The sequence below is a fragment of the Pseudomonas luteola NBRC 103146 genome (genome assembly GCF_002091675.1).
GTDB classification, from domain to species: Bacteria; Pseudomonadota; Gammaproteobacteria; order Pseudomonadales; family Pseudomonadaceae; genus Chryseomonas; species Chryseomonas luteola.
On the sequence record NZ_BDAE01000030.1, the window covers coordinates 1 to 12,867 of the forward strand.

A 12,867-nucleotide genomic window follows, 5' to 3' on the forward strand; every position below is an offset into this window, starting at 1 on the left:
GCTTCACCTACAGCGATGGTTGCTGCTACTGAAGAGATCGTTTTAAGCACGCTTCAAAAGTCGTAAGCTAGAGTCGAAAATAATGCGTTTGAGTAAGGCAATGAGTAAGCAGCAGATCATCGAGATATTGAAGAAGTCTACTGATGAGCGCTCTGTAGCTCGCTTCAATCCTTCTTTCCTAACGCCTAGACAGGAGATGACAAGCGAAGAGCACGCTCGGCTCAGGTCGCTCATCCCTACCCCTGTGGGACTTCGAAAACGCGAGACATTTTCCTTTCTTGTGAACCTGTCATACGCCTCCTCGCGACTTGAGGGAAACACGTATTCGGAAATCGATACTCGCACGCTGTTAGAGGACAATATTCCATCTGCTGACAATTCAGCTGAAGAAACGAAAATGATCCTCAACCACAAGCGAGCCTTTGATAGATTGCTCAAAGCTGAGAGTCTGGATAAGTCCTTAATACTGGATCTTCATAGGCAGCTCGCTGATAGTCAGGGTGTAGATTCCGCCCAGCACTTCCTTGAGCCTGAGTACTGTGGGGTGATTCGAACCTTTGATGAGCTTTATATAGGTCAGACTACCTATATCCCAACCGTAGATTACCCGGGTAAGAAACCAACGATATCGGATCATCTGGATACCATTGTTGCCTCCGCCAATACCATTAGCGACCCTCTAGAGCAGTCAATGTATCTTTTTACCCGCTTGCCCTACCTACAAGCATTCCGGGACTGTAATAAGCGCACTTCTCGCCTGGCTGGCAATTTTCCGCTGATAAAATCAGGCGACTATCCCATCAGCTTTATGGGTTTCGCCAAGAGCGAATATAACAAAGGCATGATCGCCTTTTACGAATTCGGCTTGACAGACCTCTTTAAAGACGGCTTTGTTGAGGCCTACCTACATTCTGCCTTGAGATTTCACCCGTTCGACCTGGCAACGACGATTTACCTGCAGTCACAGGACAAAGCTGAACTGCTTCGTGGCCTTCGTGAGTATGTCGTTGAGAACAAGGGCTGTGAGGCTGTGGAGAAGATCCTGAGCCACCATATGACAGATGAAACACTAGAGCCGCGGCGCTAAGCTCGCATAGCGCTTCTATCGTAAAGTTTCATAGCTGGTAGGCGGAGCTGATATGCCGTTTAACCATTCTGAAAGTCTCATTTATCCTGCTCTCCTCCTCAAAGTAGCTCTATCAAATTTTGATCAGCCGTAGCGCGAGCTTGGCCCAATCTCGATACGCATAGAGCTTCTCCAAGAAATCGCGACCAGGAGCAGGATGTGTATGGGTGCGCTGACTTAGGGAAAGGTCAAGCGTGGCTATTTGACTTCTCAATAATAGATCCCGATATATTGATGACAATCTTATCTTTGCAGCTGGACGATCGAGAGCGTTTAGCCCGAATAGAGGTAATTCCTGGTATTTGAGCTGTTCAAGATTTAACTGACACCATTGCAGGCATGCTGCCCAGTCATAAGCCTGCGGATCGCTAATGGATTTGGCGCAGACTGAGCAACAAGCACTCCATTTTTCCCTATCAGTCTTCCCCAAGCGCGCCGCCGCTCCGCAAGTGCAGGCTGGAAATGGTGCAATTCTAGGGTCATGGCTACCATACTCACGGGTAACTATATTGGTGACATGCTCGGGTGATTGAAGCTGCGTAAGTAGTGATAGCCGCTTGGCCTGCAGCTGCTCAACTGTGACATTAGGGCGACGATGGAAAGAGGTTGCCATTGGGGTTGTGGGTCCATGCTGAGTGTTATGATAATGCCCCATCTCTGTAGAGGTAGGAAAACTATGTCCGCTCCCGAGTATGGGATCATTCGCAACCAGGCAGACGATGGCTGGTGTGTTGTTCCAGTTAGAAGTGGGAAGTCACCTAAGCTATTTTACGACGTGGCATATGGAGGAAGTTCAGTTGACAGCTGCGTTTTAGCAAAACCTGCCCAAGCCATTAGCTGCGGGATGTAAACCTAGAAATCTGATGCTAGGTCTACCGCGTCGCCTTCTGCAGCATCCGAAACGTGGCTACTCCACTCCTCCTCATGATCGTGCCAGTCTCCCGTGTCTACTCTCACAGAGTTTTCGACAAAGTAGAGTGCGTCAGGGTCAAGATTCGGTGCTGCGCAAGTCAGCTCACAAGTCAACTCACAAGTGAAATCGAATGATTGGTTAAGCTCCGCTCCATCCCCCCTCCGCATATCGGAATTTGATCCCCATTGTAAAGTCACGCCCAGGCTACCGCTAACGCTGATATGAACCGCTTCTGAGGTGATGCCGATTACCTCATGTGAATTTATGTAAATCTTCTCTAGTGAGTAATGTGAGGCAATCTCGTCTATAGCTTCCAAGCTGTCACCAACTACCTGTTCCACAGCTGCAGAATTGATAGCTTCCTCAGAAAGGCGTACACCGATGGCTGCTCGGCAGTCCTGGATACATATCATCAGCCTCGACACCGCCTCGATTGTTTCTTTCGCTAAACGCGCAATCTCTTCATTTTCCAACTGGAAGACTTCTTGTGTGATATGCACGTAGCCGTTCAAGCGGACAACAGCGTCTCGAAGCTCTTCGAATTCTTTACTAAAATCCAGTCCAAGCTTTGTTTTCACATAATGGTTGGATAGGCCACCCTGCGTTGCATACACACAGCGCTCAATCCGTGTTACCTGAGGAGTTACAGGGTTTGCCTTCTTTTTCCACCATATGCACTTCATGACTTCTTCATCTGGCGCAAGACGGGCCAGCGTGTGGCCAACTAACTCGCGCATCGCAAAAGCGAAGTTATGAAAGCGAAGCTTGTTTCGTTGGTCCTCAAGATTAAACATTGCGGCTTCGTACAGGTCCCGCTCGAATGGAGTGTCACCTATGAGCTGCAAAATCCGTTCATCCATAATTTTCTCCAACGTGGCGATTGCTCCAGATCATCGCTCACAACCCTGATAGCAGTCATCCCCGGCGAAGCGACCGCGTACCGTCGGCCGCAGTGTCTGTTAAAGTTGTAAGGCACTTGAGCCGGTTATGTGGCTTTTACTTGAGGCGTTTCGCTGCTTGCACGAAGCAGAGGCAGGCGGGCGTCCTGACAAGAGGAGGTGCCGTCTTCGATTACCGGCTGAGTATTGTAATAGGCCGCTACTACTATAGATGTAAGCTATTAAAAACCGTTGGCCAGAATAGCTAAAGAGGTACGTACTGCCGGGTTAGTGTGACGACTCTCGGGCCAAATCGCTGGGATGTTGTGTCCCTCTACGGCAACCTCGGAAAGAACCGGGACTAACGCTTGGCGCTTTGCCCGGGGATCGGTAATAAGATTCGCATTATTGCTATCGCGGCGCCAGCAGGTGCCGCAATAGCTACTTCTCTGGCATATACGATGACAGCCGATTAGTGCTGCAGCTCGACCTCTTTACCCCCTTCCAGAAGGGCCATCTAAATGATTGTCCTGAGCTTTGATAGCGCAAGCTAACGGTTTCCCTCACCAGCTGAACAGAGTGTTTGGTAGCGCCGCAGCGGTGACGTAATCTGGCGTTTTCTCCCAAGCTTCAAGTGTCAGTACCACCGCCCTGATTTGGCTGCCACGATGGTCTCCAGACTCTCTAGGCTTACACAAACGCTATCAGATATAGTCAACTGATTAGAGTCGGACTAGTTTGATAACCCAGCTGACTGGGTCGAGGTCCCAGGGGCTAGTGGGATAGCGTTGATTCCAATGCAGAGCATACTCAGTCCAGGTGCTATACCCTTCATGTACCCACTCCCCGTCTTCCATACCATCAATCGTTCCGATCCGAGCAGAGGCAACTACTGCTGGCGCCAGCCCCTCAGTCTTCTGATAAGGCCCGATCTTATTTAGCGCAACCTTTGTGCCCGCTGGCCCCAAAGGGTTTCGGTTGGCCAACTCAGCGACACTCAGTTTCTGGCCGCTGCCTACAGGCCACTCATACCCAGCAATGCCTGCCGGCGCGTCGAACAGACCTCCCTGGCCTAGACATTCAGCAGCAAATGGCTTGAGGGCTACGCCAATGGGGATGCGCAGCACGATTGAAGCTTGAGTCTGATATACCTCAGCTCTAGTAGGATCGAGAACAACAGGAACCATGCTCAGACCCCCTGCGGAATTTCTTCGCCACCTAAAGCCTCCAGAAGAGCAGGCATAAGCTCGCGTAGGGTTAGCATCATAAGGGTGAAAGATGCATCAAGCTGCGCTGCAGCATCCTCTCCTCCGTCCTGGGCAGCCTGTTCCTGAAGTAGGTCTTCAAAGCGGATGCGCTTAAGGGCTAATGAGTCGTTGAGAACGAAACTAAGCTTGTCCTGCCATGCAAGGCTAAGGGTAGTAACCACCTTACCGGCATCAAGGTGATTCCTGATTTCATCACTGACCAAGTCCTGGCCCTTAGCACGGATAACGCCACCATCTTCGTGACTATCTCGGAGCTCACATTCATCAAGGATATGAAAATCATGAGTCGCCTGCTGTGTTTTGAGCCAGTCGGTCAGCGTAGCCGTTGGCGCAACTTTAACGGAAACCGGGCGCACCTTGAGAGAGCCTATCGCCTCTCTCAAGGTGGACAGCAAATCTTCTGCACGTTGTGGACTGGAAGCGTCCACGTAAATTAGCCCTCGCTTTGTATCGATCGCAGCCAGCGTTACCGGTTTACGGATAAAGGCCCGCGGTAGTAAGGACATGACAATCTCGTCCTTAATCTGATCACGCTCCTTTTTGTAAACCTTACGCACCTGCTGTGCTTCGATCTCTTCAACCTTTTCCTCCACGGCGTCCTTCACAACGCTACCTGGAAGGATTCGCTCTTCCTTGCGAGCTGCAATTAAAAGGAACTCACCACTTGCATGAACGACAGGTGCTTCGGGCTGCTTACCAATGGGAGAAATAAAACCATAGGTAGATAGCTCCTGACTTGCGCAGGGTCGAGCCTTTTTGGTCTCAAGCGCAATGGCTAGCTGAGCGAAAGGGTCAGCTTCCTCAACTTGAGCTTGGAAAGCTGGAATATCCTGAGTTAAGCGATAGATAAGAATGTTGCGAAACCACATTGCCAAAGATCCCCTAGGAGTAATAGGCCGTCAGCCTGATTTGCATACGTAATACCAATAGCATAATAAGTACAAAAACTAAAATAGGCGAGTGAATCATGTTTGTCCGCGTTGTATAGTGCGATCATAAGTGAAACGCCTAGGAGGCGGACGTGCGTAAATTAGTGATTCCAGCCGTGGTGCTGACTGTTCTTACGGGATGCGCTGGACCTCAGGATTACAACAACACTGCTCAATATGGTGGTATTGGCGCGCTGGCTGGCGCTGTTGCCGGTGCAGCCATCAATCATGACAACCGTATGCAGGGCGCCCTTATTGGAGGAACTCTGGGTGCAGCCGGGGGGGCGGGGATTGGCTATTACGTCGATAGGCAGGAAAAAGAGTTGCGAGCCAAGCTCCTAGGAACAGGCATCAATGTTAAGCGCGATGGAGAAAGGATAAACCTAGTGCTGCCTTCGGATATCACTTTCGAGTCCGGAAGCTATCGGCTTACTCCCTCAGTTCAGCATGCATTAGCAGATGTGGCCAAGACCCTGCAGGCCTATCCAGATAGCCATTTAGTAGTGACCGGCCATGCTGACTCAAGTGGAACGCCGCAAGCTAACCTGGAGCTATCCCGGATGCGTGCCCAAGCCGTTTCAATCTTTTTGCAGAGCCGAGGAGTTGATGCCTTTCGGCTTACTACTCTCGCCGCTGGGGACAGCGTACCGGTTGCGGCTAACAATACTGCAGCAGGTAGAGAAGCCAATCGCCGGGTTGAGATTACTCTTAGTCAACCAGGCGCTCCGCCACAGGTCGTGACCAATGGACCAGTAGTAAACCAGCCCTATACCCAAACCTATCAACGCACTGCTGTACGACAGAATGTGCAGCAGGCCCAGCCTCGCTATCAGTACGTCCCAACTTCAGTGTTCGTTGCGCCCTACACACAGAATACAAGCCAGCGAATCCTGACTAATACCGTGACCACTGGAGTCAATAGCGCCATGTATGGGGGTGCCAACGCCGGAGTACGTGCCGGCCTCAATACCGTGACGCGCGGTGTCACGAATGAGCTGAGCCAAGGGTTACAGCACATGATTAACAATTCGCTCGGTGGGTTCAGTCGATGAGAAAGACAAATGAACCTCAGAACCTCACAAATATAGATAGGCCTCACCCGGACAGTCTGCCGCGGCTGCCGAACATAAGCTATCTCACTGCTTATATATGTGAATCCGAGGCAGACCATTTCATTAATTGTGTGCGTGGTGAATACGCAACCATCACCGAGGAAGCCTGTAGATATAAAGCTGGACAAGAGAAATGCAGTCTTGAAGAGGCGGAGGCAGAGCTGAAGCATCAATGGGAGATGAGCTCAAAGCTCCTCAAGCCTTACCAAGGATTAAGTGCTGATGAGCTATACCTTTGGCACCAGATCCGGGACCAATTCCGAAAAGACCCTAATTTGGTAGGGGATGAATCGCATGTCTGGTTCACGGTTAATACCGAAGGCCACGTTTACTGCGATGCCTATCTTTTGGATGGGCATGATAGCCGAAATATGGATCAGCTAGCGCGCCAGGCTAATGTCGCCTCTGAAGCTGAGCTCGTTTTTGACTCGCTCAACATCCATCCGGAAAACTACTCACATGAGATGCTTGAGTTCATTAAAGGGTCTGGTCTTACGGATGCTTTCAATGAGTACCTAGCGGGCAGGATTCTGCAGCACCAGGATGAAATGACTATTAAAGACCCTGAGTTTTCAGGTTCATAAGGACTTTACCTATGATTATTCATATCTCCCCTACGCTGCTCACCTGTAGCCAGACAGGTCCCAATTGCTCACTGATCGATCTTGTTATCCCTGAACTGGGTATGGCCCTTTGGGAGGGAAAGGAGCTCGTAACCAGGCGGCCTTTTCCCAATAAAAACTACCTTGTTGCCTGTAGGAACTCAGGCAGAAAAGCCATCAAGGGATTGCTTATCGAAACGACGCATCCTATCAAGTCATTCACCATGCTGGCGCGCTGGTCAATCAATGCCAGCTATATCGTCAAACATCGAGTCAACTATGAAATCCTGGATGACGTGTTTGATACAGCTTCGAGCGAGATGTTGTTATGGGGGGAGCAGTCGAGTGAGAAGTTCAGCTTTGAATCTCGCTGGCCTGAGATGCCGAGCGATACCACACCGCTCAATACTCAGCCCAAGATGCAAGTGTCTCAAGCTTCATGGAAGCGCGGCGACTTCCATGATGTCATTAGCCATGGCCGGATCATGGAAAGAGTCGAGAATTTTCGTATGCCGACCATTGAACGGGAGCGCCTGATGCATTCTGTTTGGGACAGATTGCCAACAGTAGATTCAGCTTTTCTAATAGAGCATGAGTCAGGGGCTGTTATTAGCTAGTGTCTCCTATCCTTATGATCATCTGAAAAGCTTGAGGCATTTGCCTCAAGCTAATCACATCGTCGCATTTGGATCACAAGCTGAGATCTTGGCCTCGGCGATATGGCTGACACCGGTCCTACGCAAATGACGACGGCTAAATCGCAGATCGATGAGGTTGTATCGGCGGATAATCAGGCCCGCGCTTATCCTTCCCTTGGTATGCCCATCGAATTATCACGGCAGGGTTGGCCAATCCAGGTGAAGTTTCATTAATGCACAATCTTCAGCCCTGCCCGCTCCGCGTATAGACGCGCTTCAGTTTGCTCAACCGTCTCCCCCGTTTTGGCGATCCTTTCTGAAATGTCCGACGCATCAAAGCCGACCTGATCATTCATGGCTTGGTTAATCTCAGCCATTACCAGCTCAGCATTGCGGGACCATTCACTCACCAGGTTTTGCAGGTGTTTCATGTTGTCATTAATCCAAACCCGCGGATCCTTGCTATCGCTTGCCAGTAAGCCAAGCTCTTTTCCAACAGCCGGAAGCAGCGTCATATAAAGCGTGACCCAGCAAATCGGCTCCATTGGCTCAATTGGATCTATAAGCGCGCTATGTAGATAGGGAGCCGGCCCGGTGTCATCCAGCTCATTAGCGATGTCCGCTATGATCTCAACAAGGCGATCCTCAGTGAGGCTGAAACCGTCCAGTCTGACAGCCGTATGCAATAGGCTGATCAATTCGAACAGCGTGGTCATCTTGAAGGAGTCAGTATTGATTGAGGGCGTCATCTTGTTGCTCGTGATAGTGGTTCAGATGTACCAATGGACTTCAGATGGCGTAGGTTGTTGAGTGTGCCAATACCAAAATGATTACCTCGTCGCAGAACATCTGCCTGGGTAAAGCCGTTTATACTCCTGCTTTAACTTCTCCCAACTGACCATGACCGTTTCTCAATACAAATCGATCAATCTTTTCAGCTATAGCCCTCTCGTTGGGGTCCGCTATAGCGTTACTACAGATCAACAGATACTTGAGGATATGGATCAGCACGGGACATTGTTTTGTCGAAGCACCATAGAGCTTGCAAGGCTGACCAAGCTGGCCGACCCGGCGCAGCGCTTGCAGTTTGGTCTGAGAGCTTATGATCGAGCGCCAGACGAAAGCAGTAGAGAGAACGTGCCCCTTGTATGGATGCTTCTCCATTATGTGCGCGACCTTGAGGAGTGGAGCCATCTGCAACCTGGTGCAGCCCTCAATATCGTCGTCATAGACTGGCCCCAAGGGACTGGTTATGAACTCAGGGCTTGGCTTATCGTTGCCGATAATGCTCTGCAGGCGGCATCGATTCCGGCACTATATTCGGCCAGGCGAAGCTCAAACAATGCTTACAAAGCCATCGATCTGCCGCCTGTTACCCATTCCTGAACGCTCTAGATAAGGCTTGCTATGAATGCAGTGCAAGTTGCCGAAAAGCTCAAAGCTAAAGGGTGCACTATAAAGCGTATAGTCGAGCCTACAGCTGAGGCGCCTGGGCGTATAGAGATAGATAGGCAGATATACGTTGAGGTGCCGTATGAAGGAGACGTGCTGTTCGTGGTGATGACGCTGCCAGATGGTAAAGTTGTATACGGTCGCCCACGGAGGCGAATTGGCTACGTTGAGCTAGATATCTCGTGTGCCATCCATCAGGGATCGCCTAGGCCCTAGGCGTCTTTTTAACGATTATTAAGTACTGCTTCAGCCCTATCCAACATGGGTAGCAATAGCGGCATTACCGATACTCCAACCATGCGATTGTAAAGGGCGACGGCAAAAACTGAGTGCAACACCTGATCCATCCGGTACGGTGTACGCATGTCTTACCAAGAACTCAGCATTGAAGAACGCATCACTATCCAGATTGGCCAGCTCCAAGGGCTGAGCCAGCGAGCCATCGCGAGGATATTGAATCGCAGCTCCTCGACCATCAGCCGAGAGCTTCGTCGTAATGCCGCCGTTGCATCGCCCTATTCGGCCAGCCAAGCCCATCGAAAGATGCGCCAGCGCCGTACGGTCTGCCGGCCGGCCCGCAAGCTTGAACTAGGTACAGAACTCGGTGCCCATGACCATGTAGCCAACCTTGGCGGACAAGTCGGGGGAGAACAGATTGCGCTGGTAACTCAACTCCGTCAGCCGGGTGTACTCGCCCCCATAGATTTCTTGCGCGGACAAGCGGTTGCCAATCAGGTCCTCGGTGGCACTGTGGCCGCGACGATCATTGACCAGCACTTGCACACGACCGGCATCTGGAATGTCGAGCAGTTTGCTCAAGTCAAACTGCGCGCCCAGACGTATCTGTTGTGCATAGCGGGTGCCGCGCTTGATGCCGCCATTCAGGTTGGAAAGGGTTTCCGAGGTGTAGTCACCCGTCAGCTTTATACCTTGCTCCTCCAGCTTCTGGCGCTGTCCGCCCCAGTTGCCAGTGAGCGTAGGTTGCGTCATCAGGCTGGAAGTACCTGCCAGTGCGCAAGGCAGGGGCAGGAAACACAGGGACAAGCCGCTGCACAGGCTGCAGGCCAGCACGGTGCGGAGGGGTAATGACATGGTGGGCAGGCTCCCTTGCGTGAGAAATCGTTGCACAGCCCAGGCTTGCGAGAGGGCCGACTGGAAAGAAAAATCCCCGCGAACGGGGATTTTTCATAGGGCATCAACGAAGCGTTACGGCTTGCTGCTGTCAGGCAGCGCGTACGCGATGATGTAGTCGCCCACATCTGGCGAATGGCTCATGCCACCAGCGGAGATCACCACATACTGTTTGCCGGTGGTGGGCGACTTGTAGATCAGCGGGGCCGCCACGGCGCCCACTGGCAAGCGGGCCTTCCAGACTTCCTTACCGGTTTTCGAGTCGAGTGCACGCAGGTAGTAGTCCTGAGTGCCTGCGAAGAACACCAGGCCGGATGCCGTCGAGGTCGGGCCACCCAGCGTCGGCATACCCAGCGGGATCTGCATATGCGTCTTGATCCCCAGGGGGCCAGTATCCTGAACCGTGCCCAGTGGCACCTGCCATACCAGCTTCTGGGTATTCAGGTCGATCGCGCTCATGCTGCCAAACGGTGGGGTATTGCATGGCACGCCCAGCGGTGACTGGAGAATGTCGATCTTCACGCCGCCATAGATACCTGCAACCTGCGGGCGAATGGTGCCCATGAAACCAGGCACTTCATCGGTCGAGACTTTGTACTTGCGGGTGTTTTCCTGGGTTACCAGCGACATGCGTAACGGCATGCGCATGTCGTTGACGAACATCATGCCGGTGTTTTCATCGATGGAAATACCACCCCAGTTCATGCCACCCAACAGCCCTGGCCATTCGATGTACGGCTTCTCGGTGGGCGGTGTGAACGGGCCGACGTATACCGAGTCCTTGAACATGATGCGGCAGTAGAGTTGGTCGAAGGTGGATACCCCCCACATCGATTGCTCGGTCAATGGGTCCGCACCAATCACCGGCATGCCGGTCGAGAACGGTTGGGTTGGCGAAAGGTGTTCGCCTTCTGCAGCCGGTGAGGTGGGAACGGGGCGTTCCTGGACCTCAGTGACGGGCTGACCAGTACGACGGTCCAGTACGAAGATATTGCCGGTCTTGGTGGTCTGAATCAGCACCGGGGTCTTCACACCTTGCGCATTGTTCATTTCGTAGAGCACGGGTTGCGAAGGCAGGTCGTAGTCCCAGACATCATGATGGACAGTCTGGTAAACCCACTTCGCCTTACCCGTCGACGCGTCGACCGCGACAATCGCTGTGCCGAACTTCTCCTTCACCTGATTACGATCGCCACCCCAATAGTCAGGCGGGCCGTTACCGGTTGGCAGATAGACCAGGTTCAATTCCTTATCGTAGGTAGGAACAGTCCATACGTTAGGTGTTTCCAGCGCGAACTGATGGTCAGCTGCTGCGGTGTCGGTGCCTTCAGGCGCGCCGACATCCCACGCCCATACCAGCGCACCGGTCAGCACATCGAATGCACGTACGGCACCGGAAGGCTCGCCGGCCACGATGTCACGTACCCAACCGCCCACCACCGTGAGGTGGCCCATGACGACAGGCAGCGATGTCGGGTGGTAGCGCTTGCTGTCTTCCGTTGGTCCCATGCCTTTCTTGAGGTCAACGAAACCTTGCTCGCCAAAGTTGGGGCACAAGTTGCCAGTGTGTGCGTCCAGGGCAAACAAGCGGGCATCCACCGACGACACCAGGATGCGCTGGCGACATTGCTGTTCGCTGGCATGGGAGGCCTTGGCCTCGGCGCTCAGGCTGTCGTCGCGGTCGATGTCGTAATAGCCCACACCTCGACAGGTCACGTGCTCGGCGCTCTTGGCGTGCGGATCGAACTTCCAGAGCGGCTTGCCGCTGTCGCCATCAAGCGCGGTGATCAGGTTTTCCGGGGTGCATGAGTAGAGCACGTTGCCGATCTGCAACGGAGTGTTCTCGTCAACGCCGGCACCTGGGCCAGTGGTTCTGCGGCCAGTCCGGTAGGTCCAGGCAACTTGCAGGTCCTTGACGTTTTCTGGGGTAATTTGTGTGTAGGGGGCAAAGCGCGTTCCCGAAGCGTTGCGCCCGAAGAACTCCCAGTTCTCCGGGGCCTCGGCGGTTGCATCCGGGATTGCCTGGCTACCAGCTGCAATCGGGTTGGAGATCCCGCCGTGCGGGAAGAAGGCGGCGATGAACGTGGCGATCAAGGCCAGGAACACAGCAAACCCGGCGCGATTGGCGGCTCGACGTGTGCCCGATGCGGTATCGGGTAGCGCAGCTCCGACCCACAGGCTCAGGGTCAGAATGATGGCTGGAACAACCAGGCGAGGCAGCAGTTGCCAGTAACTGAACTGGCCAACTTCGTAAAAGGCCCAGACGCAAGTGGCAAGGAATATCAGAATGGAAAGTACAATACTGATTTTCTTGCGCAAGAATGCGAGTACAGCCAGCACGACGTAAGCCAGCCCTGCCAGCAAGTAATAACTTGAACCGCCCAAGGCCAGAAGCTTGGCACCGCCATAAATCAATGCCAGCGCTACACACATTACAAGTAGCGAGAAAAGAATTCGCCCGGCACCGCTTAACGAGCGCCTCCCAGCGTTGCTGCAATTTTCATCCGTCATAGTGTGTAAGCTCAATTGGTGAGTACATAGCTGTTCCCTCAGGGCGCGAGCAACCGAGCCAAGGAAAGGGTGGCTTCTGGTTTTAGCAGGTGATACGAACAAAAACTTCGGGAAGGTTTTCGCCAGCAGTAGATCTCGTGTAAAGCGTCAGCGATACAGATTAAATTCTACTAGCTGTAGAACAAATCAGGTGAGCCTGCTGACACGAAAGATCTATAAGCTTGGTATAAGCCCTGCATTAAAGCCCGTAGCCTATAGCTTAACGCTACTAGAAGACTAATCCAAAACAGCCGCCCAAATACATCCA

The 12,867-nt window shown here is 52.5% G+C and carries 11 protein-coding genes and 1 pseudogene; 6 read left to right on the forward strand and 6 right to left on the reverse strand.

From position 1 onward, the window contains the following. Positions 1-100: 100 nt before the first annotated feature. Positions 101-1,087: a Fic family protein gene (locus tag PLU01S_RS21895; RefSeq protein WP_159435127.1), complete on the forward strand. Its 987-nt coding sequence runs from the start codon at positions 101-103 to the stop codon at positions 1,085-1,087. A gap of 891 nt (positions 1,088-1,978) precedes the next feature. On the opposite strand, the gene PLU01S_RS21900 is transcribed toward PLU01S_RS21895, so the two are convergent. The 3 genes from PLU01S_RS21900 to rdgC all read right to left on the reverse strand — a co-directional run bounded on the left by PLU01S_RS21900 (position 1,979) and on the right by rdgC (position 5,054). Then, positions 1,979-2,899 (reverse strand): pPIWI-associating nuclease domain-containing protein, encoded by a 921-nt coding sequence (locus PLU01S_RS21900; RefSeq protein ID WP_074829987.1) that lies wholly within the window; start codon positions 2,897-2,899, stop codon positions 1,979-1,981. A 740-nt stretch (positions 2,900-3,639) separates the two neighbouring features. Continuing rightward, positions 3,640-4,104, reverse strand: coding sequence for a hypothetical protein (locus PLU01S_RS21905; RefSeq protein WP_074829984.1), 465 nt, complete (start codon positions 4,102-4,104; stop codon positions 3,640-3,642). A gap of 2 nt (positions 4,105-4,106) precedes the next feature. Next, positions 4,107-5,054, reverse strand: a complete 948-nt coding sequence (gene rdgC, locus PLU01S_RS21910) for a recombination-associated protein RdgC (RefSeq protein WP_074829982.1) — start codon at positions 5,052-5,054, stop codon at positions 4,107-4,109. A gap of 152 nt (positions 5,055-5,206) precedes the next feature. Between rdgC and PLU01S_RS21915 the strand changes: the two genes are divergently transcribed. Genes PLU01S_RS21915 through PLU01S_RS21925 form a run of 3 tightly spaced genes read left to right on the forward strand, consistent with a single transcriptional unit; the run spans position 5,207 to position 7,445 of the window. Continuing rightward, positions 5,207-6,166, forward strand: coding sequence for a YiaD family glycine zipper/OmpA-like lipoprotein (locus PLU01S_RS21915; protein WP_074829979.1), 960 nt, complete (start codon positions 5,207-5,209; stop codon positions 6,164-6,166). Continuing rightward, positions 6,163-6,810 (forward strand): hypothetical protein, encoded by a 648-nt coding sequence (locus PLU01S_RS21920; protein ID WP_074829976.1) that lies wholly within the window; start codon positions 6,163-6,165, stop codon positions 6,808-6,810. Before PLU01S_RS21915 ends, PLU01S_RS21920 begins: the two co-directional genes overlap by 4 nt. Positions 6,811-6,821: 11 nt before the next feature. Next, positions 6,822-7,445 (forward strand): DUF6012 family protein, encoded by a 624-nt coding sequence (locus tag PLU01S_RS21925; RefSeq protein ID WP_074829974.1) that lies wholly within the window; start codon positions 6,822-6,824, stop codon positions 7,443-7,445. A 251-nt stretch (positions 7,446-7,696) separates the two neighbouring features. On the opposite strand, the gene PLU01S_RS21930 is transcribed toward PLU01S_RS21925, so the two are convergent. Then, a complete protein-coding gene (locus PLU01S_RS21930) occupies positions 7,697-8,215 on the reverse strand; it encodes a hypothetical protein (RefSeq protein ID WP_074829971.1) in 519 nt (172 codons plus the stop codon). A 151-nt stretch (positions 8,216-8,366) separates the two neighbouring features. Between PLU01S_RS21930 and PLU01S_RS21935 the strand changes: the two genes are divergently transcribed. Further along, positions 8,367-8,852, forward strand: coding sequence for a hypothetical protein (locus PLU01S_RS21935; RefSeq protein ID WP_139208952.1), 486 nt, complete (start codon positions 8,367-8,369; stop codon positions 8,850-8,852). A gap of 429 nt (positions 8,853-9,281) precedes the next feature. After that, positions 9,282-9,518, forward strand: a pseudogene (locus PLU01S_RS21945) (helix-turn-helix domain-containing protein); the annotation flags it as partial. On the opposite strand, the gene PLU01S_RS21950 reads toward PLU01S_RS21945, so the two are convergent. Both PLU01S_RS21950 and PLU01S_RS21955 read right to left on the reverse strand, forming a co-directional pair. Further along, positions 9,507-10,010 (reverse strand): carbohydrate porin, encoded by a 504-nt coding sequence (locus PLU01S_RS21950; RefSeq protein ID WP_425326536.1) that lies wholly within the window; start codon positions 10,008-10,010, stop codon positions 9,507-9,509. The pseudogene PLU01S_RS21945 and the gene PLU01S_RS21950 overlap by 12 nt on opposite strands. 114 nt (positions 10,011-10,124) lie before the next feature. Further along, positions 10,125-12,560, reverse strand: a complete 2,436-nt coding sequence (locus PLU01S_RS21955; RefSeq protein ID WP_074829967.1) for a membrane-bound PQQ-dependent dehydrogenase, glucose/quinate/shikimate family — start codon at positions 12,558-12,560, stop codon at positions 10,125-10,127. Between the last annotated feature and the right edge of the window lie 307 nt (positions 12,561-12,867).